19 protein-coding genes and 1 riboswitch are annotated in these 20,814 nt (G+C 71.5%); of the genes, 17 read left to right on the top strand and 2 right to left on the bottom strand.

Going from position 1 to position 20,814, the window contains the following annotated elements; all coding sequences use genetic code 11:
* Positions 1-23 precede the first annotated feature (23 nt).
* A complete protein-coding gene (locus tag Q0937_RS15060) occupies positions 24-833 on the bottom strand; it encodes a PAC2 family protein (RefSeq protein WP_299305299.1) in 810 nt (269 codons plus the stop codon).
* A 106-nt stretch (positions 834-939) separates the two neighbouring features.
* Here Q0937_RS15060 and Q0937_RS15055 point away from each other — a divergent pair, with 106 nt between their 5' ends.
* The 17 genes from Q0937_RS15055 (at position 940) to Q0937_RS14975 (ending at position 19,576) form a co-directional block, all read left to right on the top strand.
* Positions 940-2,055, top strand: coding sequence for a site-2 protease family protein (locus Q0937_RS15055; RefSeq protein WP_299305296.1), 1,116 nt, complete (start codon positions 940-942; stop codon positions 2,053-2,055).
* A gap of 43 nt (positions 2,056-2,098) precedes the next feature.
* The gene (locus Q0937_RS15050) at positions 2,099-3,166 is read left to right on the top strand and encodes a tRNA (adenine-N1)-methyltransferase (RefSeq protein ID WP_299305293.1); all 1,068 of its coding nucleotides are present in this window, start codon (positions 2,099-2,101) and stop codon (positions 3,164-3,166) included.
* 22 nt (positions 3,167-3,188) lie between these two features.
* A complete protein-coding gene (arc, locus tag Q0937_RS15045) occupies positions 3,189-4,781 on the top strand; it encodes a proteasome ATPase (RefSeq protein ID WP_299305290.1) in 1,593 nt (530 codons plus the stop codon).
* A complete protein-coding gene (gene dop / locus Q0937_RS15040; RefSeq protein WP_299305287.1) occupies positions 4,778-6,475 on the top strand; it encodes a depupylase/deamidase Dop in 1,698 nt (565 codons plus the stop codon). The genes arc and dop overlap by 4 nt, the downstream gene beginning before the upstream one ends.
* A gap of 12 nt (positions 6,476-6,487) precedes the next feature.
* Positions 6,488-6,679 carry a ubiquitin-like protein Pup gene (locus Q0937_RS15035; protein ID WP_299305284.1) on the top strand — a complete coding sequence of 64 codons (192 nt, stop codon included), beginning with the start codon at positions 6,488-6,490 and terminating at the stop codon, positions 6,677-6,679.
* Between the two features lie 4 nt (positions 6,680-6,683).
* Positions 6,684-8,141, top strand: coding sequence for a Pup--protein ligase (pafA, locus tag Q0937_RS15030; protein WP_299305281.1), 1,458 nt, complete (start codon positions 6,684-6,686; stop codon positions 8,139-8,141).
* Positions 8,142-8,234: 93 nt separating this feature from the next.
* Entirely contained in the window at positions 8,235-9,173 is a 939-nt protein-coding gene (locus tag Q0937_RS15025; protein ID WP_299305278.1) for an FKBP-type peptidyl-prolyl cis-trans isomerase, read from the top strand.
* Positions 9,174-9,237: 64 nt separating this feature from the next.
* Positions 9,238-9,621, top strand: coding sequence for an FKBP-type peptidyl-prolyl cis-trans isomerase (locus tag Q0937_RS15020; RefSeq protein ID WP_299305276.1), 384 nt, complete (start codon positions 9,238-9,240; stop codon positions 9,619-9,621).
* A 170-nt stretch (positions 9,622-9,791) separates the two neighbouring features.
* Positions 9,792-11,777, top strand: coding sequence for a primosomal protein N' (locus tag Q0937_RS15015; protein ID WP_299305273.1), 1,986 nt, complete (start codon positions 9,792-9,794; stop codon positions 11,775-11,777).
* A gap of 113 nt (positions 11,778-11,890) precedes the next feature.
* Entirely contained in the window at positions 11,891-13,516 is a 1,626-nt protein-coding gene (locus Q0937_RS15010) for a DASS family sodium-coupled anion symporter (protein ID WP_299305272.1), read from the top strand.
* A gap of 33 nt (positions 13,517-13,549) precedes the next feature.
* The gene (gene fmt, locus Q0937_RS15005; RefSeq protein WP_299305269.1) at positions 13,550-14,515 is read left to right on the top strand and encodes a methionyl-tRNA formyltransferase; all 966 of its coding nucleotides are present in this window, start codon (positions 13,550-13,552) and stop codon (positions 14,513-14,515) included.
* The gene (locus Q0937_RS15000) at positions 14,512-16,101 is read left to right on the top strand and encodes an RsmB/NOP family class I SAM-dependent RNA methyltransferase (protein ID WP_299305266.1); all 1,590 of its coding nucleotides are present in this window, start codon (positions 14,512-14,514) and stop codon (positions 16,099-16,101) included. The genes fmt and Q0937_RS15000 overlap by 4 nt, the downstream gene beginning before the upstream one ends.
* On the top strand, positions 16,098-16,784 hold the full coding sequence (gene rpe, locus Q0937_RS14995; protein WP_299305263.1) for a ribulose-phosphate 3-epimerase: 687 nt from the start codon (positions 16,098-16,100) through the stop codon (positions 16,782-16,784). The genes Q0937_RS15000 and rpe overlap by 4 nt, the downstream gene beginning before the upstream one ends.
* A 102-nt stretch (positions 16,785-16,886) precedes the next feature.
* Positions 16,887-17,004: riboswitch (FMN riboswitch) on the top strand.
* A gap of 91 nt (positions 17,005-17,095) precedes the next feature.
* On the top strand, positions 17,096-17,803 hold the full coding sequence (gene pnuC, locus Q0937_RS14990) for a nicotinamide riboside transporter PnuC (RefSeq protein ID WP_299305260.1): 708 nt from the start codon (positions 17,096-17,098) through the stop codon (positions 17,801-17,803).
* A gap of 61 nt (positions 17,804-17,864) precedes the next feature.
* Complete coding sequence (locus tag Q0937_RS14985) at positions 17,865-18,128, top strand: phosphoribosyl-ATP diphosphatase (protein WP_299305257.1); 264 nt, start codon at positions 17,865-17,867, stop codon at positions 18,126-18,128.
* A 118-nt stretch (positions 18,129-18,246) separates the two neighbouring features.
* The gene (hisG, locus tag Q0937_RS14980) at positions 18,247-19,104 is read left to right on the top strand and encodes an ATP phosphoribosyltransferase (protein WP_299305254.1); all 858 of its coding nucleotides are present in this window, start codon (positions 18,247-18,249) and stop codon (positions 19,102-19,104) included.
* Positions 19,105-19,111: 7 nt separating this feature from the next.
* The gene (locus Q0937_RS14975) at positions 19,112-19,576 is read left to right on the top strand and encodes a PH domain-containing protein (RefSeq protein WP_299305251.1); all 465 of its coding nucleotides are present in this window, start codon (positions 19,112-19,114) and stop codon (positions 19,574-19,576) included.
* Between the two features lie 67 nt (positions 19,577-19,643).
* On the opposite strand, the gene Q0937_RS14970 is transcribed toward Q0937_RS14975, so the two are convergent.
* Positions 19,644-20,759, bottom strand: a complete 1,116-nt coding sequence (locus tag Q0937_RS14970) for a DUF3866 family protein (protein ID WP_299305248.1) — start codon at positions 20,757-20,759, stop codon at positions 19,644-19,646.
* Positions 20,760-20,814 lie beyond the last annotated feature (55 nt).

The following is a 20,814-nucleotide window of genomic DNA, read 5'->3' as shown; positions in this document are numbered from 1 at the left end:
GCTGAGCGCCGCGGGGGTTGAGCTCAGTCCTGCTCGCGCCGGCGGCGCAGGAACTGCTCGAACTGCTCGGCGATCGCCTCGCCGCTGGCCTCCGGCAGACCGGCGGCATCCTGTGCGCGCTCCAGCCGAGCCACATAGTCCGCCACATCCTCATCCGTGCGCGCGAGCTCGTCCACTCCGCGCTCCCAGGCCGCGGCCTCCTCGACCAGCTCATCGAGCGGGATCGTGGCGTCGACCACCTTCTGCACCTCACGCATCAGCCCCAGCACCGCCTTCGGAGAGGAGTTCTGGGAGACGTAGTGGGGAACCTGGACCCACGCGCTGATGGTGCGCAGCCCGGCGGCAGCGGTGCGTCGAGCGAGGATCGTGGGCACCCCGATCGGTCCCGAGTAGTGCTCGGCCCCGTCGAGCGCCCGGGCGGGAGACGCCTCGACCTCGGCAGTGACCGGCAGCGGGCGGCTGTGCGGGGAATCCGCGAGCAGGGCGCCCAGCGAGACCACCGCGCTGACGTCCAGGATCTGGAGCTGCTCGAGCACCTCGTCGCAGAACCGCTTCCAGTGCACGGAGGGCTCCGGCCCCATGACCGTGATCAGCTCGGGACCGTCCGGAGGCGTCACCAGCCGCAGCTGGGTGTCCGGCCAGTCGATGACCCGCAGCCCGTCCTCATCGGTGCGGATCTCGGGACGGTTGACCTGGAAGTCGATGAACTCCTCGGCATCGACCGCGCCGACGGGCCGTGAGGGCCAGACCTCGAGCAGATGCTCGATCACCCCGGTGGCGGCTTCGCCGGCATCGTTCCATCCGCTGAAAGCCGTGATGGCGATTCGACTCATCCCTCCATCATAGGCACCGCAGGGCTCCGAGTCGGGGCGCAGGGGGAGCGGCTATCCTCAGCCTGCCCAGAGGGAGCCGCCGCCCCGGTGGCGGAGGAGATGGATCATGAGAAGCCCCACGCTGCGCCTCGGCGCGCTGCCTCCGCTCAAGGTGAGCCCCGGGACGCTCGTCACGGTGCTGCTGCTCGCGGTGCTGATGTACCCGGCGCTGAGCCGGGGTGGCGCGGACCCCGGTCTCGTGGTGCTCCTGGCCATGGCGATCGGGCTGTTCATGATCGTCTCGGTGCTCGCGCACGAGGTGGCGCATGCCGTGACCGCCCGGGCATTCGGCGCCACCGTCGACCACATCGCCCTGACCCTCTGGGGCGGTCACACGCAATATCGCGTCCGACAGATGTCGTCGCTCGGCTCTGTGCTCGTCTCCCTCTCCGGCCCGGCCGCGAACGGCGTGCTGGCCGCGCTCATGGCCGCCGCGACGCAGGTCGCAGGTCCGGGCACCTCGCTCGCCGTGTTCTTCTCCGTCAGCGCCTGGCTGAACCTCGTCCTGGCCCTGTTCAACCTGCTGCCCGGGCTGCCGATGGACGGCGGGCGGGCACTCGAGTCGCTGCTAGCCGCACTGGTGAAGAAGCCCGTGCTCGCGACCAGGATCACCGCCTGGCTGGGCCGGGCCATCGCCGTGGCGGTCGTGGCCTACCCGCTGGTGCAGATCGTGCGCACCGGAGGCGCCGGGAGCCTCTCCCTCCTCACCCTGGTGTGGGCGATGCTGATCGCGGGGATGCTCTGGCAGGGCGCCACCCGCGCGCTCGAGGGCGCGGTCCTGCAGAGCCGCATCCACAGCCTCGCCGCCGGCTCGCTCGCGGTCCCCCTGCGGATTGTTCCGCCGCACACCCCGCTCGCCGCGCTCGGCACGCCCGATCAGCTCGACCAGGTGCTGCTCCTCGAGCGCGACGCCGGCCTCCCGGGAGGTATCGGCCGGGGATATCGGATCGATCCGGAGGCCGCCGCGTCAGTCCCTCCCGAGCACCGGGCGTCCACCCCGGCGAGCGCCGTGGCCGGCTCCGTGGGACCCCTCGGCACCCTTCCTCTCACCCTGCAGGGCGATGCGCTGATCGAGGCGATGCTGTCCCAGCCGGCTCCCGCCTACCTGGTCCTGGCCGAGGACGGCACGCTCCACGGGGTGCTCCTGAGCGCGGAGGTCAACGACCTCCTGCGCCGGCGGTGAACATCTCGGCCCGGGCCCCCACCGGAGCCATATGCTGGAACCCATGACTGAGCAGCCGCAGCCCGCCGCCCATCCCGGGGCGCAGGAGCCCTCCCCCCGGGCCCCCCAGCGCGGTCTGGACCGCACCGGACCCTTCGCCCTGGGTGACAAGGTGCAGCTCGCGGATTCCAAGAACCGCCTGCACACCATCACCCTCAAGCCCGGAGGTGAGTTCCACTCCCACCGCGGTGTGCTCCACCATGATCAGCTGATCGGCGCGGAGGACGGCACGGTCGTCGAGAACACCCACGGCATCCGGTACCAGGCGCTGCGGCCGCTGTACGCGGACTACATGCTCGCGATGCCGCGCGGCGCCGCGATCATCTATCCCAAGGACTCCGCCCAGATCCTGATGTGGGGAGACATCTTCCCCGGTGCCCGGGTGCTCGAGGCCGGCGTCGGCTCGGGCGGCCTGACCACCGCGCTGCTGCGCGCCGTGGGCCCCGAGGGCTCCGTGCACTCGATCGAGCGCCGCGAGGACTTCGCCGAGGTCGCGCGCGAGAACGTCGAGACGTTCTTCGGCGGCCCGCACCCCGCCTGGGAGCTGTCGATCGGGGACTTCCAGGATGTCGCTCCGACGCTCGCGCCGGACGAGCCCGCCGTGGACCGCGTGGTCCTGGACATGCTCGCCCCCTGGGAGTGCGTGGACTCCGCCGCCGAGGTGCTCGTCTCCGGCGGAGTCTTCCTCTGCTACGTCGCCACCGTCACCCAGCTCTCCCGCACCGCCGAGGCGCTGCGGGCCCACGGCGAGTTCACCGAGCCCTACGCCTGGGAGTCCTTCGTGCGTCCCTGGCACCTCGAGGGACTGGCCGTGCGCCCGGAGCACCGGATGAACGCCCACACCGGGTTCCTGCTCACCGCCCGTCGCACCGCGCACGGCCAGCCTGCGCTCACGCGCGTCACCCGCCCCGCGCCCGGATCCCGGCTGGAGGAGGAGCTGAACCACCCCGACAACGAGGGCTTCGGCGGCTCCGACGGCGAGTGGGGACCGCAGGATGTCGGAGAGCGCGGGGTGGCGCCGCGCAAGCTCAAGCGAGCCCTGCGCGATATCCGACAGGGCCGCGATCGCTGATCCCGCCCGGGAAGGAGATCTGATGACGATGAAGACGTATGCAGAGATGACCGCCGAGCTCGAGAAGCTCGCGACCCACAACGAGCGGCTGGTCGGAGGGCTCCGCGCCGCCCGCGAGCAGATCGTCCAGCTCAAGAGCGACCTGGAGCGGGTCGGCGATCCGCCGAACTCCTATGCCACCTTCCTGCGCCGCTGCGAGGGCAGCACCATCGACGTGCTGCACAACGGCCGTCGGCTGCGGGTCGCGACGGCCGCGAGCCTCGACCTGGAGGCGCTGCTGCCGGGCACCGAGCTGCGGCTCAACGAGGCCCTCGCCGCCGTCGACGCGGTCCCCGCGAGCGATGCCGGCAACGTGGTGCCGGTCGTGGAGTCCCTGGCCGATTCCCGCATCCTCGTCGCCGTCGCCCCCGACGACACCCGGGTGCTGCGCCGCGCCGGCACCCTCACCGAGGAGCAGCTCCACCCCGGCGATCACGTGCTCGTGGACCTCAGGAGCCAGCTGGTGCTCGAGCGCATCGATCGCGCGGAGATCACCGACCTGGTGCTCGAGCAGGTGCCCGAAGTGACCTTCGAGCAGATCGGTGGGCTGGGCGAGCAGATCGAGGCGATCCGCGATGCCGTCGAACTGCCCTTCCTCCAGCAGGACCTCTACCGCACCTACGGGCTGCGGCCCCCGCAGGGCGTGCTGCTCTACGGCCCGCCCGGCTGCGGCAAGACGATGATCGCCAAGGCGGTGGCGCACGAGCTGGTGCTGCGCAGCGCCGAGGTGCGCGGGGTGAGCGTCGCCGAGGCGCTCGAGAACTCCGCCTTCCTCAACGTCAAGGGCCCGGAGCTGCTGAACAAGTACGTCGGCGAGACCGAGCGCTCCATCCGCCTGGTCTTCGAGCGGGCCCGCGAGAAAGCCGCTGCGGACCACCCCGTCGTGATCTTCTTCGACGAGATGGAGGCGCTGTTCCGCACCCGTGGCACCGGCCTGTCGAGCGACGTCGAGACCACGATCGTGCCGCAGCTGCTCGCCGAGATCGACGGTGTCGAGGGACTCGACAACGTCATCGTGATCGGCGCCTCGAACCGCGAGGACATGATCGATCCCGCGATCCTGCGCCCCGGCCGCCTGGACGTGAAGATCCGCGTGCGCCGCCCCGGTGCGCGCGCGGGACGAGAGATCCTCGGCCTCTATCTCGACGAATCGGTCCCGCTGCGCGAGGGCCGCGAGCAGCTGCTGGACCTCGCCATGCATGAGATCTACGACGAGAGCCCGGCCTCGGCCTTCGTACGCGTCGAGTACTCCGACGGCGGTGAGGACACGCTCCACTTCCGCGACTTCGTCTCCGGCGCGACCCTGCGCAACATCGTGGATCGGGCGAAGAAGCTCGCCGTCAAGGACCAGCTCGCCACCGGGCAGATCGGCGTCGGCGCCCAGCACCTGCAGGACGCGATCACCGCTGAGTTCGTGGAGAACGAGGACATGCCCTCCGCCGCCCACCCCGAGGACTGGGCCCGGGTCTCGGGCCTGCCCGGCAGCGGCCGCCGCCGGGTCGACGCGGTCATCCCGCTGCAGGGACGCACCCGCGGCGTCCCGGCCGCCGCGATCGCGGAGGAGGTGCCCTCATGAGCGGGACGAAGAGCGGGACCACCGGGCAGCATCCCGAGGCCGGGCTCACCACTGAGCGGGTGCTGGGCATCGAGACCGAGTTCGGGGTGACCCATGCCGATCTCGAGGACCGCACCCGCGCCGGCGCCGGCAGCTCGATCCTGCTCTCCCACCTCGTGGTCGGCGCCTATGCGCTGCTGGATCCCCAGGAGGGCGAGCGCGGGCGCCGGGTGCGCTGGGACTACGGGGACGAGACCCCGCTGCGGGATGCCCGTGGCTTCGAGCTGCAGCGCGCCGCCGCCCACCCCTCCCAGCTCACCGACGAGGTGAGCGATGCCCACGTGCCCAGCGTCGAGATGGACATCCCGCTCAGCGGGCCCGAGCTCGCTCCCGAGGGGGACGATGCCGAGGTGCTGACCTGGGCGACCCAGCGCTCGATCGGGAATGCGGTGCTCAGCAACGGCGCCCGCTGGTATGTGGACCATGCCCATCCCGAGTACGCCGCGCCCGAGGTGCTGCGCGCCCGGGAGGCCGTAGTCGCCGACCGGGCCGGTGAGGAGATCGCCCGCCGGGCCATGGCGCTGCTGGCCGCGGCCGATGGCATCCCCGAGGTCGCGCTCTTCAAGAACAACACCGACGGCAAGGGCGCCTCCTACGGCACCCACGAGAACTACCTGGTGGACCGCGCCGTCCCCTTCGAGCGCGTGGTCGCCGCGATGCTCCCCTTCCTGGCGACCCGACAGGTGATCGTCGGCGCGGGTCGGGTGGGTCGCGGCACCCGCGGCCAGGAGCCCGGCTTCCAGCTCTCCTCCCGGGCCGACTTCATGGAGGCCGAGGTGGGGCTCGAGACCACCCTGAACCGGCCCATCGTGAACACCCGGGACGAGCCGCACTCCGATCCTCGCCGGTTCCGGCGGCTGCACGTGATCATCGGGGATGCGAACCTGCTCGAGGAGTCCACCTTCCTCAAGCTCGGCTCCACCTCCCTGGTGCTCGCCGCGCTCGAGGCCGAGCACCGCACCGGCACCGCGATCCTGCCGGATCTCCGCCTCGCGGACCCGGTGGCGGCGGTGCGCGCGATCAGCCACGACCCCTCGTTGGCCACCACGGTGCCCCTGGCCGACGGCCGCGAGCTCACCGCCCTGCAGATCCAGCGCGCCCACCTCGACGCCCTCACCGCAGTCGCCGACACTGCGGACGAGGAGACCACGACCCTGCTGCGCTCCTGGGGCGAGATCCTCGACCTGCTCGAGCAGGACCCGATGCTCGCCGCTGAGCGGGTGGAGTGGGTCGCCAAGCTCCAGCTGCTGGAGCGCTACCGCACCCGGCACGGCTTGGAGTGGGACGATGCACGGCTGTTCATGATCGACCTGCAGTATTCGGACCTGCGCCCGGGCCGGGGCCTGTTCGACAGGCTTCGCGCCGCCGGTGCGGTCCCCGCCCTGGTGAGCCAGGACGAGGTCGATGCCGCGATGACCACCGCACCCACCAGCACCCGTGCCCATCTGCGCGGCGGACTCATCACCGCTCACCGCGGGAACGTGCCCTCCGCCGGTTGGGACGCGATCACCCTGGCCGGTCCCGAGGGCGGCCACCGGCTGCGCCTGGCCGATCCGCGACTGGGCTCCGCCGCCTGGTGCGCGCAGCACGGCATCGACCCCACCGACGACACCGCGACGATCCTCGACGCCCTGCGCCGAGCCGTCACCGACTGAGAAGGAGCACCCATGTCCCAGCAGTCCCTCAATGCCCCCGGCAACGGCCCCGAGGAGTCCGGCGACGACTCCGAGATCGTCACCGGCGGCCAGACCTTCGCCTCCGCGCAGGCCGCGGACGACCTGCTCGACGAGATCGACTCGGTGCTCGAGTCCAACGCCGAGACCTTCGTCCGCTCCTTCGTCCAGAAGGGTGGCCAGTGACCCGATGAAGCGTCGAGTCGGAGGTCTGGAGACCGAGTTCGGGCTCGTGTGCGTGCGGGCCGACGGCTCGCGGGCGCTCGAGCCCGAGGCCGCCGCGCGCGAGCTGTTCCGCCCGGTGGTGGCGATGGGCCGTTCCTCGAACGTGTTCCTCGGCAATGCCGCACGCCTCTACCTGGACGTCGGCTCGCACCCGGAGTACGCCACCGCCGAGTGCGACGACTGGTGGGAGCTGGTCGCCCAGGACCGCGCCGGCGAGCGGATCTTCGCGGAGCTCACCGCGCAGGCCAACGAGCGCCTGGCCGCCGACGGCCAGGACGCCCGCATCCACCTGCTGAAGAACAACGTCGACTCCGCCGGCAACGCCTTCGGCTCGCACGAGAACTTCCTGGTGGACCGCCGCGGCGAGTTCACGCGCCTGCCCCGCTACCTGCTGCCCTTCCTGGTCACCCGGCAGATCATCACCGGCGCCGGGGGAGTGGTGCGCCCGCAGCAGCCCGTCGGTGCCGGGCCTGCTGCCGCCGCACCCGCCGCCGCCGCCGACGCCGCACCGGAGCCGGCGCAGTTCGTCTTCTCGCGCCGCAGCGATCACATGTGGGAGGCCGTGTCCTCCGCCACCACCCGCACCCGCCCCATCATCAACACCCGCGACGAACCCCATGGCGACCCCACCCGGTTCCGACGCCTGCACGTCATCGTCGGCGATTCCACGATGAGCGAGGTCTCCACCCACCTCCGCTTCGCCACCACCGACCTGGTGCTGCGGGCGATCGAATCCGGGCGCGCCCTGCCCGAGCTCAGCCTCCACGACGACATCTCCGCGATCCGGGCCGTCGCCCGGGACCTCAGCGGCAGCGCGCCGATCCCGCTCTCGCACGGCGGGACCACCACGGCGATCGAGGTGCAGCAGCGCTGGCTCGACCACGTCACGCCGCTGGCGGACGAGAGCGAGCAGCAGGTGCTCGAGACCTGGCAGAAGGGGATCGACGCCGTCCGTACCGGAGACCGCAGCTGGGCCGCCACCCACCTGGACTGGGCGATCAAGGAGCGATTGTTCCAGCAGGTCACGGAGCGTCGCGGGATCGAGCTCGGAGACCCCGCCATCGAACGGCTGGACCTCGCCTATCACGACATCGACCCGGCCCACGGGATCTTCCACACCCTGCAGCGCCGGGGCCTGGCCCCCGCGACGCTGCCCGAGGAGCGGATCGAGGCGGCGAGGACCACCGCCCCCACCACCACCCGCGCGCACCTGCGCGGGCAGGTGGTCACCACCGCCACGCAGCACGGCGTGGACCACGTGGTGGACTGGACCACGATGCGACTCACCCGCCCCGGATCGATGCCGGTGCAGGTCCTGGACCCCTTCACCACCGCACTGCCCGCAGTCGATGATCTGCTCGCGCAGATCCGTGACCTCGGCACCGAGAGCGGCCCCGGGCCCGCTCCCGCTCCCTTCGCCTGAGCGCTGGACCACACCCCAGCTCGCTGTCATCCGCCTGCCCGTACCCTGGTGCCTGCCCCCTCCCGCGGGGCCGCCGATCCGAAAGGTCCTGACTTGATCCGCCGCCGCACGCTTCTCACCACCGCCCTCGCCGCGACCGCCGCCATCGGCCTCGCCGCCTGCACCGACGAGGGCTCCACCGGTGCGTCCGACGGTGGCGGCTCCGACGGCGGCGGCGACGTCCTGGCCGGGGTCACCGTGAGCGACGATCTGGGCGCCGAGCCCGTCGTCGAGTTCACCGCCCCGCTCGAGATCACCGCCGCCGATGCGGAGATCATCACCCCCGGGGACGGCGCCATGATCGCTGAGGGGGACACCGTGATCTGGCGCAGCCACTTCGTCGACGCGAGCACCGGGGAGACCCTCTCGTCCTGGTGGCAGGGCGCCCCCGCCGGAGGCATGCAGGTGACCCCCGACGGAGCGGGCGAGGTCGCGTTCTCGTTCCTCACCACCGTGCCCGTCGGCTCCCGCTTCGTGATGGCGGGCTGGCAGCAGGGAAACGACGGCCAGGCCTATTCGCTGCTCCAGGTCGCGGACGTCGACCGCGTCGTCTCCCCGCTGCGCGCCGAGGGCGAGCCCGCAGATCCCTCCGGCAGCTTCCCCACCGTCACCCTGGCCGAGAACGGTGCTCCCGCGCTGGACGCCCCGCCCGAGGGCGAGCCGCCCGCTCAGACCACCCGCGAGGAGCTCATCGTCGGGACCGGGGACACCACCCGCGCCGGCGACTACCTCACCATGCACTACACCGGCTGGAAGTGGTCCGACGGCTCCCAGTTCGACTCCTCCTGGGATCGCGGGGCCCCTTTCGCCTTCATCCAGGGCCAGGGCATGGTGATCCAGGGCTGGGACGAGAACCTGCTGGACCTGCCGGTCGGCAGCCAGGTGATGCTGGTGATCCCTGCCGCGGAGGCCTACCGCGACCAGGGCGAGCTCGCCGGTGAGACCCTGGTCTTCGTGATCGACATCCTCGATGCCGCCCACACCAACGCCTGACACAGGCGCCTGTCCTGACCATCCAGACTGTCCTTGACCATCCATCACCACAGGAGGAAACCGCATGACCGATCGCACCAAGCCCGAGGTCGAGTTCCCCGAGGGCGACGCCCCCACCGAGCTGATCAGCACCGACGAGATCATCGGTGACGGGGAGGAGGCCGGCCGCGGCGACGTCGTCGACGTGCACTACGTGGGCGTCTCCCACTCCACCGGCGAGCAGTTCGACGCCTCCTGGGACCGCGGCGAGCCGCTGCGCTTCCAGCTCGGCGTGGGACAGGTCATCTCCGGCTGGGACCAGGGCGTCCAGGGCATGAAGGTCGGCGGCCGCCGCCGTCTCGACATCCCCGCCTCCCTCGGCTACGGCGCCCAGGGCGCTCCGCCGGTGATCGCCCCGAACGAGTCGCTCATCTTCGTCTGCGACCTGGTCGCGGTGCACAAGCGCTGAGCAGCACCGCCGACGGTGCGGCGGGGGAGCATGCGGGAGGGCAGGAGTCCCTCTTCGCGGCCCCCGCCGTTCCTGTTCCCGATCCCTCGCCGCCGGCCGCCGCGCCGAGCGACCCGGGCCGCCCCGCCGCGGCCCGGGCGTCCGGGCTGCGCACCACGGCAGGGTTCGAGGTGGCCTCGGAGCTCCCGGTGGCGAGCGTGCGCCTGGTGGGGGTGCTTCCCCATCTGGACCGGCCCTTCGAATACGCGGTCACCCCGGCGGCGGCGGCCGCGCGGCCGGGCATGCGTGTGCGGGTGCGGTTCTCCGGCAAGGACACCGAGGGGATCGTGCTCGGCCGCCACGCCACGGCGACCACCGACCGGGCACTGGCCCCCGTGCACCGCCTGGTCTCCGAGGACGTGGTGGTCCCGCCCGCGCTGATGCGCGTGTGCGAAGAGGTCGCCGAGCGCTGCGCCGGCACCGTCGGCGATGTGCTGCGCCTGGCCCTGCCCCCGCGCCACGCCCGCGCCGAGAAGGCCGATCGCGCCGCGGAGGAGAAGGAGCGCGAGACGCTCCCGGCTCCGGACTCCGGAGCCGCACCGCCCGAGGAGCCCGGGCGCGCCCGGCCCGGCGACCGCTATCCGGGATTGGCCGCGCTGCTCTCCCGGGCCGGCACCCCGGAGGGTCCGGTGCCGCGCGCGAGCATCACCCTCGATGCCGCCGACAACTGGACCGAGGTCGCCGCCGATGCGATCGGGGACCTCGACCCGGAGCAGGGAGCGCTCGTGATCGCCCCCGACCAGCGGGACGTCGCCCGGCTCTCCCGAGTGCTCACCGAGCGCGGCATCAGCCACGAGATCCTCGCCGGCACCGAAGGTCCGGAGAAGCGCTACCGCACCTTCCGGCGCATTCTGCGCGGCGCCACCAGGGTGGTGCTCGGGAACCGTTCCGCAGCGTTCGCGCCGGTCAGAAACCTCGCTCTGGCCATCTGCTGGGACGAGGCGGACGATCTGCTCGAAGAGCCGCGGGCCCCCTACCCCCACACCCGCACCGTGCTGCAGTGCCGCTCCGCCGAGGAGCGCTGCGCACTGCTGTTCCTCTCGGCGAGCGAGTCGGTGACCCTGCGGGCGCTCGTGGATCTCGGCTATCTCGCACGCCTCGAGCCGCTGCCCGGACCGGTCACCGCCGTCCGCCCGCGGATCGTGGCGATGGATGAATACCTGCGTGACCGCGAAGGCGCCTCCGGCCGTTCCCGCCTCCCGCAGGAGGCGATGCGCGTGATCCGGCGCGGCCTGGAGCGGGGCCCGGTGCTGGTGCAGGTGCCTCGCTCCGGATACTCGCCGGCGATCGCCTGCACCTTCTGCCGCACCCGCGCCCAATGCCCGCACTGCTCGGCGCCGCTGTCGCAGAACGGCCGCGGCGGCCCCCTGCACTGCCGGGTCTGCGGCCGACGGGAGGACGGCTATCGCTGCCCCGAATGCGACCGCACCGACGTGCGGGCCATGGTCATCGGCTCCACCCGCACCGCCGAGGAGCTGCACCGCGCCTTCCCCCAGGCCACCTTGAAGGTCGCCGGCGGCGCCCACGGAGCACTCGAGGACGACGCCGTCCCGGACCGGGCGATCATCGTCGCCACCCCCGGCGCGGAGCCGGCCCCGCGATCCCGCTACTCCGCCTGCCTGCTGCTGGATGCGGATGCTCTGCTGGGCCGTGCCGCCTTCGACGCCGATGTCGAGGCGGTGCGGCGCTGGCGGGGCGCCATCGCGCTGGTGCGCAGCGCAGAGCATGGAGGAGAGGTGCTGATCGTCGGCACCTCCACCCTCCCCGCGATCCGCGATCTGGTCGCCCACCGCTCCTCGTTCTTCCTGGACCGGGTGCTCGAGGACCGTCACGAGCTGGACCTGCCCCCGTTCCGGCGGGTCGCCGAGATCGTGGGCGACAGGGAGGCATGCCGAGGGTTCCTGGAGACCGTCGAGCTCCCCGACGGCACTGACGTCTTCGGCCCGGTCGACCTCGAAGGGCCCGACGCCGCCGGCCGGGCCCGCGCGGTGGTGCGCATCGAACCGGCCCGCTCGCGCGAGCTCGCCACCGCCCTGCGCGCCGGCGTCGCCGCCCGCAGCGCCCGCAAGGCTCGCGGCTCACTGCGTGTACGACTGGATCCGCCCGACGTGTTCTGAGCGTCGCGCCCGGGTGGAGACCACGATCGTCGTAGGGTGATCGACGACACAGGTGTCTCCGCCGCGGGCGGCGGCACCCCGATGCTTCGCAACGCCGCGAGAGAAGGACCCCGATGACCTCCGACGCCGCTCAGGGTCCCCGCACCACCGCAGAGGACGACCGGCCCGACCTCTCCGAGGGGGAACGGGCACCCGCCAGCAGCCGCCGCACCCTGCGGGTGCGCCGCCTCGGCCTGGCCCTCGGCCTCGTCGCCGCTGTGCTCATCTACGTCCTGATGCCCGCCGACGTCCCCCACGGCGCGAAGCTCACCGCCGCCACCGCGGTGCTGATGGCGGCGTGGTGGATGACCGAGGCGCTGCCGATCCCCGCCACCGCCCTGGTGCCGCTGGTCGTGTTCCCAGTGCTGAACAGCGAGGTCGGCGTCGACGACGTCGGCGCCTCCTACGGCAACAACATCATCTTCCTGTTCATGGGCGGGTTCATGCTCGCGCTCGGCATGCAGCGCTGGAACCTGCACAAGCGGATCGCCCTTGCGATCGTCGGAACGATCGGCACCAGCCCCTCGCTGCTGATCCTCGGCTTCATGGTCGCCACCGGCTTCCTCTCCATGTGGGTCTCCAACACGGCGACCGCCGTGATGATGCTGCCCATCGGCCTGTCGGTGCTGCTCCTGGTGAACAAGCTGCGGCTCGAGGACGCCGCCGCGAAGGGGGAGGAGCCCGGCGAGGGCGTGGACCCGGATCCCGAGGGCGGTGCTCGGGACGGTGCCTCAGCCCCTGTCACCTCCAAGTTCGGCACCGCCCTGATGCTCGGCATCGCCTACGCCGCCTCGATCGGCTCCCTCGCGACGCTCATCGGCACCCCGCCCAACGCCCTGCTCGCGGCGCACTTGAGCCAGGAGTTCGGGATCACGATCGGCTTCGGCCGCTGGATGATGGTGGGCGCGCCGATGGCGATCGTGTTCATGGTCATCGCCTGGCTGCTGCTGACCAAGGTGCTGTACAAGCCGGAGATCACCGAGATCCCCGGGGGCACCGAGCTGATCCGGCAGGAGCGCCGCAAGCTCGGCCGCATCTCCGCGGGGGAGGCCAGGGTGCTGACAGTCTTCGTGCTGGCCGCACTCTCATGGGTGTTCATCCCCCTGATCTCCGACGCGCTCGGCCGCGAGGATCCGTGGATCTCCGACGCCGGCATCGCGATGGTGGTGGGGCTGGCCCTGTTCCTGCTGCCGGCCGGCGCGGCCAGGGGCGTGCGCCTGCTCGACTGGGACTCCGCGGTGAAGCTGCCCTGGGGCGTGCTGCTGCTGTTCGGCGGCGGCCTCGCGCTCTCGGGGCAGTTCAGCTCCTCGGGCCTGACCGAGTGGATCGGTCAGGTCACCGAGGGCGTGGGCGGCCTGCCGGTGGTGCTGATCGTGGCGATCGTCGCCGCGGGTGTCCTCTTCCTCACCGAACTCACCTCGAACACCGCCACCGCCGCCACCTTCCTCCCGGTCGCCACGGCCGTGGCCGTGGGCATCGGGATAGACCCGATGCTGCTGGCGATCCCCGTCGCGATCGCCGCGACGTGCGCCTTCATGCTTCCGGTCGCCACGCCGCCGAACGCGATCGCCTATGGCTCGGGTTATGTCACGATCCCGCAGATGGCCACGGTGGGGCTGTGGCTGAACCTGATCGGTATCGTGCTGGTCACTGCCACGACGATGGGCCTGGCGGTATGGGTGTTCGGGCTCGTCTACTGACCTCCTCCAGCGCCGCCGTAGACTCGAGCCATCATGCGACTGCTCTTCGCCGGCACCCCTGAGGCCGCACTTCCTTCCCTGCGCACCCTGCTCGACTCCCACCATGAGGTCGTCGGGGTGCTCACTCGGCCTGACGCCCCCTCCGGGCGCGGCCGCCGACTCACCCCGTCACCGGTGAAGACCCTCGCCCTCGAGGCGGGCATCCCGGTGCTGACCCCCGCCACACTGCGCGACGAGACGGTCCAGCAGCACCTCCGCGAGCTCGCACCGGACGCGGCGCCCGTGGTCGCCTACGGGAACCTGGTCCCGCAGGCCGCGCTCGACATCCCCCGCCATGGCTGGGTGAACCTCCACTTCTCGCTGCTGCCCGCCTGGCGCGGCGCGGCGCCCGCGCAGCGCGCGGTGCTCTCCGGCCGGCGGGAGACCGGCATGAGCGTGTTCCGCCTCGAGAAGGGGCTGGACACCGGGGACCTGATCGCCACGGCACCCACCCTCATCGGCGAGTTCGAGACCTCCGGAGAGCTGCTGGAACGAATGGCGAGCGACGGCGCCCCCGTGCTCCTGAGCGCACTGGATGCGCTCGAGAACGGCACCGCGGGGCTCACCCCGCAGGACCACGCACAGGCCACCCACGCCGCGAAGCTCACCACCGCCGAGGCGATGACCGACTGGACCCTCCCCGCGGAGCAGGTCCAGGCCCACATCCGGGGGATGAGCCCGCATCCCGGGGCATGGACGCTGCTGGACGGCACCCGCACGAAGATCCTCGGCGTCGAGCAGGTCCAGGAACCGGGACCGGACCACGCCCCGTTGGCGCCCGGGCAGATCGCAGCGACCAGGCGCCAGATGCTCGTCGGCACCGGCACCGAGGTGATCGCCGTGGCGACCCTCGCCCCGGCTGGGAAACGGCCGATGCGGGCCGCGGACTGGGCCCGCGGCGCGGGCCTCGCCCCCGATGCCCGATTCACCAGCACGCCGCAGGACGGAGCCAGCGCATGAACCAGGACCGACGCAGCAACCAGGACCGCGGCCGACGCGACGGGAACGCTCAGCGCGACCAGCGCGACCACCAGGGCCGCTCCCGCTCCGGATCGCGCGGTCAGGGAGGTCCCCGCCGCGGCTACTCCGAATCCCGGCCGGCCGAGCGCGCCCGCCGTTCCACCCCCTCCCGCCAGGTCGCCTTCGAAGGTCTGCGGATGGTGCGCGAGGAGGACACCTACGCGAACCTGGTGCTGCCGCGGCTGCTGCGCACCCACCGGGTCTCCGGCCGTGACGCCGCCTTCACCACGGAGCTGTTCTACGGGTCGCTGCGCGCACAGGGCCGACTCGATGCCGTGATCGCAGCCTGCGTGGATCGCCCGCTGGACAAGATCGACCCGCCGCTTCTGGACGTCATGCGGCTCGGCGCCTACCAGCTGCTGGACATGAGCGTCGCCCCGCATGCGGCGACCTCCGAGACCGTGGCCCTGGCCCGGTCCGTGGTCGGCGCCGGTGCGGCGAGCTTCGCCAATGCGGTGCTGCGCCGCGTCGGGGAGAAGGACCTCCCGCAGTGGCTGCTCGAGGTCGCCCCCGACCGCGAGCAGGATCCCACCGGGCACCTCGCCGTGGTGCACTCCCACCCGCGCTGGGTGGTGCGCGCCCTGAGCGACGCCCTGGCCGGCCACGGCCGTTCCCGCGATGAGATCGATGAGCTGCTGGCCGCCCAGAACGCGGCACCGTCGGTCTCGCTGGTGATGCGACCGGGACTCACCGACCTCGACGAGCTGATCGACCACGGCGCGAGCCAGGGCCGGCTTAGCATCTTCGCGGCCTCCTGGCCCTCCGGCGATCCCGGCGGCATGGACCCGGTCAAGGAGGGCCGCGTCGCCGTGCAGGACGAGGGCAGCCAGCTCGCGGCCCTCGCCCTCGCACTCGGCGCCGACGACCTGGTCCTCGCCGAGGACCACCACTGGCTGGACCTCTGCGCGGGCCCCGGCGGGAAGGCCGCGCTGATGGGCGGACTGACCGTCGGCCACGACGCGGACCTGCTGGCGGTCGAGCTCCAGGAGCATCGCACCGAGCTCGTCGACCGGGCGGTGGCCACCTTGCAGGAGGCCGGCTGCGAGATCACCACCCGCACCGCCGACGGCACCACCATCGGTGACGAGCTGCCCGGGCGCTTCTCCCGCGTCCTGGTCGACGCCCCCTGCTCCGGGCTCGGCGCCCTGCGACGCCGGCCCGAGGCCCGCTGGCGCCGCACCCCCGCCGACATCGGCCAGCTGGGCGGGATCCAGCGCGGGCTGCTCAGCTCCGCCCTGGACGCCGCCGCGCCCGGGGGAGTGGTGGCCTATGTGACCTGCTCCCCGCACCTGGCCGAGACCCGCCTGATCGTCGCCGATGTGCTCAAGCGGCGCGACGACATCGAGCAGCTCGACGCGCGCGACGCGGTGCGCGCCGGGATGCTCCTCGCAGCTCGGCAGGACGTCGAGCTCGGAGAGGGCCCCGCGGTCCAGCTGTGGCCTCACGTCCACGGCACCGATGCGATGTACATCCACCTGCTGCGCAAGCAGCCCGCCCCCACCGAGGAAGGACTCCCGACGGCATGAACACCCTGTACTCGACCGACGGCCACTACATCCACCCCAGCATCCTCAATGCCGACTTCATGAGCATCGGCAGCGAGCTGGACAGGATCTCCAGCGCCGACAGCGTCCACGTCGACGTGATGGACAACCACTTCGTGCCGAACCTGACCTTCGGCCCCTCCATGGTCGAGCAGATCGCCCGGCGCAGCACGATCCCGGTCGATGCGCACCTGATGATCGATGATGCCGACACCGAGGCCCCCGCCTACGCCGAGGCCGGCGCCGCGTCGGTCACCTTCCACCTGGAGGCCGCCCGCGCCCCGGTCAAGCTCGCCCGCGACCTGCGCAGGAAGAACGTCCAGGTCGGGGTAGGACTCCGGCCCGCCTCCGCGGTCGAGCCGATCCTCGACATCATCGGCGAGTTCGACATGCTGCTGATCATGACCGTCGAGCCCGGCTTCGGCGGCCAGAGCTTCCTGGAGACGATGCTCCCCAAGATCCGTCGGGCCCGCGCTGCGATCAGCGAGTCCAACCTCGAGGTGTCGATCCAGGTCGACGGCGGGGTCAGCCGGGAGACCATCGAACGCTGCGCGGAGGCCGGCGCGAACGTCTTCGTCGCAGGGTCCGCCATCTATCGGGCCCAGGACGCGGCCGAGGAGATCTCCGCCCTGCGCGAACTCGCCCGGGGCCACGCCGCCCACTGATCTGCACGAACGCCGTCCATGGCGTCTCCGGCCCTGTCACCTGCGTTCATGCACCGTCCGCCCGTGGGGCCGACGGTCTAGGATGGTCCCGTCACGACCAGTGACGTGCTCCGGGGTCGGTGAAATTCCGAGCCGGCGGTGATAGTCCGCGACCCGCTTCGGCGGTGGAGCCGGTGGAACTCCGGCGCCGACAGTACAGCCTGGATGAGAGGCGCACGTCCTGCATGTCCCAGGGCGCCCTCGGCGCGCCCTGGCGCCATGCCGGAACCCTTTTCCCCGGAGCCACTGCATCCGACGGCGAAAGGACCGACATGGATCTTCTGCAGTGGCTCTTCGACGCGCGAATCGATTTCGCGGGCGGACAGTTCCTTCTTCTGCGCGAGGTGCTCGGCAATGTCTTCGGACTGCTCAGCGCCCTCGGCGGCATGCGGCGAAAGGTATGGGCCTGGCCCATCGGCATCGTCGGCAATGTGCTGCTGCTGACGGTGTTCATGGGCTCGGTGTTCGGCAACCCGAACTCCGTGGATCTGCTCGGCCAGGCGGGTCGACAGGTGATGTTCATCGCCACCAGCATCTACGGCTGGCAGCGCTGGCGGCAGTCCAAGCATGACGGCGGCACCGCCGTGGAGCCCGAGTGGGCTTCCTGGGGGACGCGTGCTCTGCTGCTGGTCGCCCTGGTGGGCGGCACCGCAGCGCTGACCCCGCTGTTCCGGATGCTCGGCTCCTACGAGCCGGTCTGGGCCGATGCCTGGATCTTCATGGGCAGCCTGCTGGCGACCTTCGGCATGGCCAAGGGCTGGGTCGAGTTCTGGCTGATCTGGGTGGCGGTCGACATCGTCGGCGTCCCGCTGCTGCTCGATGCCGGCTATTACGCGAGCGCCTTCATGTATGTCTTCTACGGAGCCTTCACCCTGGTGGGGTTCTTCGTCTGGTGGGGTGTGCGGCGCCGTCGCGAGGTGGAGGAGGCCCGGGTGACGGTGGAGACCGCGCATCTGGATCCCACGGTGCGCCGAGAGTGAGTCCTGTTCCGGCAGGTGGTCCTCGGAACGGGCCATCTGCCGGAACGCGTATCCTGTCGGCGTGAAGGATTTCGAGGCACTGTTCGCCGAACTGACTGAGAAGGCCCGGACCCGACCCGAGGGGTCGGGCACCGTCCGCGAACTCGACGGCGGGGTCCATCAGATCGGCAAGAAGATCGTCGAAGAGGCCGCCGAGGTGTGGATGGCCTGCGAGCATGAGTCCGACGAGGACGCCGCCATGGAGATCAGCCAACTGCTCTATCACGTGCAGGTGATGATGATCGCCAAGGGCATCTCGCTCGAGGATGTCTACCGCCAGCTCTGACCCGCGTCGCTCTGCGCGCGAGGGCGTGCCCCCGGTCTCGGCATCGAGCGGGCTCCCTCACCACTGTCTCTCCCTCTCCCACCCCACTCGTGGCCGCTGCGGCGGCCGAGGAGGATCCGTGCTCCGCATCGCCGTCCCCAACAAGGGCGCCCTGTCCGAACCCGCCGCCGATCTGCTCCAGGAGGCCGGCTACCGGCGCCGCGGCACGGCCAAGGAGCTCGTCGTCGTCGACGAGGAGAACGGCGTCGAGCTGTTCCACCTGCGCCCGCGCGACATCGCGGTGTACGTGGGCTCCGGGACCGTCGACGTCGGCATCACCGGGCAGGACATGCTGCTGGACTCCCGCACTCCGGCCGACGAGATCCTGCCGCTGGGCTTCGCGCGCTCGACGTTCCGCTTCGCCGCTCCCGCAGGGACCCGCCATGACGCCTCCGAGCTGCAGGGCGCCCGCATCGCCACCAGCTACGAAAACCTCGTCGAGGACTATCTCGCCGAACGCGGTGTCACCGCCGAGGTCGTGCACCTCGACGGGGCCGTCGAATCCTCGATCCGGCTCGGTGTCGCCGATGTGATCGCCGACGTGGTCGAGACCGGCAGCACGCTGCGTCAGGCAGGGCTCGAGCCCTTCGGCGAGGCGATCATGACCAGCGAGGCGGTGCTCTTCTCGCGTCCAGGACTGGAGCTCGACGAGACCGGCACCCACGCCCTCGAGGTGCTCGCACGGCGCATCCGCGGTGTGCTGGTGGCACGCGAGTACGTGATGCTCGACTACGACATCCCCACCGCCCTGCTCGAGCGCGCCGTCGAGATCACCCCCGGACTGCAGTCCCCGACGGTCTCCCCGCTGCACGGCGGCGAATGGTCCGCGGTGCGGGCCATGGTGGACACCCGCTCCGCCCACCGCATGATGGATGACCTCTACGACGCCGGGGCGCGCGCGATCCTGGTCACCGCGATCCAGGCCTGCCGTATCTGAGATGCCGATGAACGCCTCCGCAGCGGACCGGCAGCCGGGGGAGGACCGTGCCAGGATCGTGCTGCGGCCCCGGGCGGTGCGGGTGGCCGCCTACCTGAGCGCCGCCATCGTGATGGCGGGCATGATCGGCGGCGCGGTGCTGATCACCAGCTTCCAATGGGGCGGTCGGCTCGGTCTGGTCGCCGTCGGCGTGCTGGTCGTCATCTTCTGCCACCTCGAGGCCTCGGTGACGGTCACCGCCCGCCCCGAGGTGCTGGTGGTGCGGAACCTGATGAGCACCCGCACCCTGGAATGGGCCGAGGTGATCGGGATCAGCTTCCCGATGGGCGACCCCTGGGCGCACCTGGACCTGGCCGACGGCTCGACCCTCGCCCTGCAGGCGATCCAGCGCTATGACGGTGACCGTGCGATCGCGGCAGCGCATCTGCTGCTCCGACTGGTGCAGGAACGGGGCGAAGCCGTCGGCGACTGAGCTCGGCCGTCGGCAGCTCTCAGTCGTCGACTGCGCTCAGTCGCCGGCAGCTCCTCCGCAGCGTTGCTCAGTCCCGGGGGATGAGGGACGCGGCGCAGCGTCCCGCGAGCGCCGCGTACTGGAACGCCGAGGGATCCTCGGCCAGGGTGCGCCCCATCGTGGTCATCCGCACCGGCATCTCTTCGAGCGCATCGCGCAGCCCCTTGGCATCGACCTCGATGAGCTGGTGCCGCACCCCTCGCTTCTCTGCCGGCTTGAGGATCGTCGTTTTCACCTGTTTGCGCACAGATTCATGAAAAGCGTTGTAACGGCTGTCGTTGCGGGGGAGCACGGGCAGGTGGACCGGAGCGAGCAGCGCGCGGCCGTAGGCCGTCGAGGAATGGTGCGACAGGCCCCGATGCCGCTTGCGCTCATCGGCTCCGGAGACCCGCAGCGTCGCGACGGGTCGCCCGCCGAGCACAGAGGCTGCGTGGACAGCCTCGGCCGCCTGCACCCCAGAGAACCCCCACCCGGTTCCGGTGCCCAGGTTGCCGGGCCCCTGGATCACGATCGCGACGTCGGCGCCGACCACATGCTTCGCGCCGAGCAGAGCCGAATGCACGGTCACGGCCTCGAGATCACCGCCGAAGGACTGACCGGCGCTGATCACGGAGGCCAGCAGATCAGCTGACCGCAGCCGAGCGGTGATCCGGGAGTAGGCCGCAGGCAGTGCGGCGGCGTCCGTGTGCACGTAGGCGATCTTCGCTGTGCGCCGCTCGGCGCGGATGCCCGCGATGATAGCGGGCAGCGAGGAGTGGAGATCGGCGACCACGACCGGCATCCCGGCGATGTCCTTCGCGGCGCGGACCGTCTCGTAGTGCTCCCCTCCGGGATCATCGAGCGCGTCGACCATGGTCTGCATCGGGGTATAGCGGGCCTTCACCATGTGCCCGCTGCTCTCCGTCGCCTCGGGGAGCACATCGAGGCGGGCCACCACCATGGCGTCTCCGCCGGTGCCCAGCTCCCGGCGGAGCGCATTCGTGTTCAGCAGCACCCGTTCGCCCGACCGAGGTGTGCCGGTCAGCTCCCGATAGGCGATCGCGGTGAGCGTTCCCGCCTCGTCATCGAGCTCGATCTCGAGCCGATCCACACCGTGCCAGGAGCTCAGCGCGTCCTTCACGGTTCCCCGTTCCCATCGCAGCATGAGCACAGCCTAGAGCCGCGGTGCGGAAGCGGCCCACTCGGCCTGCCCTGCCGGA

The sequence above is a fragment of the uncultured Brachybacterium sp. genome (genome assembly GCF_947500705.1).
In the GTDB taxonomy this organism is placed as follows: domain Bacteria; phylum Actinomycetota; class Actinomycetes; order Actinomycetales; family Dermabacteraceae; genus Brachybacterium.
The sequence above is the reverse complement of the archived record's forward strand: the minus strand, read 5'-3'. Positions and strand labels throughout refer to the sequence as shown.

Coding starts and splice junctions, on each gene's coding strand:
- dop (WP_299305287.1), top strand. CDS start 4,778: ATGAGCGGGACGAAGAGCGGGACCACCGGGCAGCATCCCGAGGCCGGG.
- pafA (WP_299305281.1), top strand. CDS start 6,684: ATGAAGCGTCGAGTCGGAGGTCTGGAGACCGAGTTCGGGCTCGTGTGC.
- Q0937_RS15020 (WP_299305276.1), top strand. CDS start 9,238: ATGACCGATCGCACCAAGCCCGAGGTCGAGTTCCCCGAGGGCGACGCC.
- fmt (WP_299305269.1), top strand. CDS start 13,550: ATGCGACTGCTCTTCGCCGGCACCCCTGAGGCCGCACTTCCTTCCCTG.
- Q0937_RS14970 (WP_299305248.1), bottom strand. CDS start 20,759: ATGCTGCGATGGGAACGGGGAACCGTGAAGGACGCGCTGAGCTCCTGG.
- Q0937_RS15055 (WP_299305296.1), top strand. CDS start 940: ATGAGAAGCCCCACGCTGCGCCTCGGCGCGCTGCCTCCGCTCAAGGTG.
- Q0937_RS15060 (WP_299305299.1), bottom strand. CDS start 833: ATGAGTCGAATCGCCATCACGGCTTTCAGCGGATGGAACGATGCCGGC.
- pnuC (WP_299305260.1), top strand. CDS start 17,096: ATGGATCTTCTGCAGTGGCTCTTCGACGCGCGAATCGATTTCGCGGGC.
- Q0937_RS15000 (WP_299305266.1), top strand. CDS start 14,512: ATGAACCAGGACCGACGCAGCAACCAGGACCGCGGCCGACGCGACGGG.
- Q0937_RS14975 (WP_299305251.1), top strand. CDS start 19,112: ATGAACGCCTCCGCAGCGGACCGGCAGCCGGGGGAGGACCGTGCCAGG.
- Q0937_RS15035 (WP_299305284.1), top strand. CDS start 6,488: ATGTCCCAGCAGTCCCTCAATGCCCCCGGCAACGGCCCCGAGGAGTCC.
- Q0937_RS15010 (WP_299305272.1), top strand. CDS start 11,891: ATGACCTCCGACGCCGCTCAGGGTCCCCGCACCACCGCAGAGGACGAC.
- rpe (WP_299305263.1), top strand. CDS start 16,098: ATGAACACCCTGTACTCGACCGACGGCCACTACATCCACCCCAGCATC.
- Q0937_RS15050 (WP_299305293.1), top strand. CDS start 2,099: ATGACTGAGCAGCCGCAGCCCGCCGCCCATCCCGGGGCGCAGGAGCCC.
- arc (WP_299305290.1), top strand. CDS start 3,189: ATGACGATGAAGACGTATGCAGAGATGACCGCCGAGCTCGAGAAGCTC.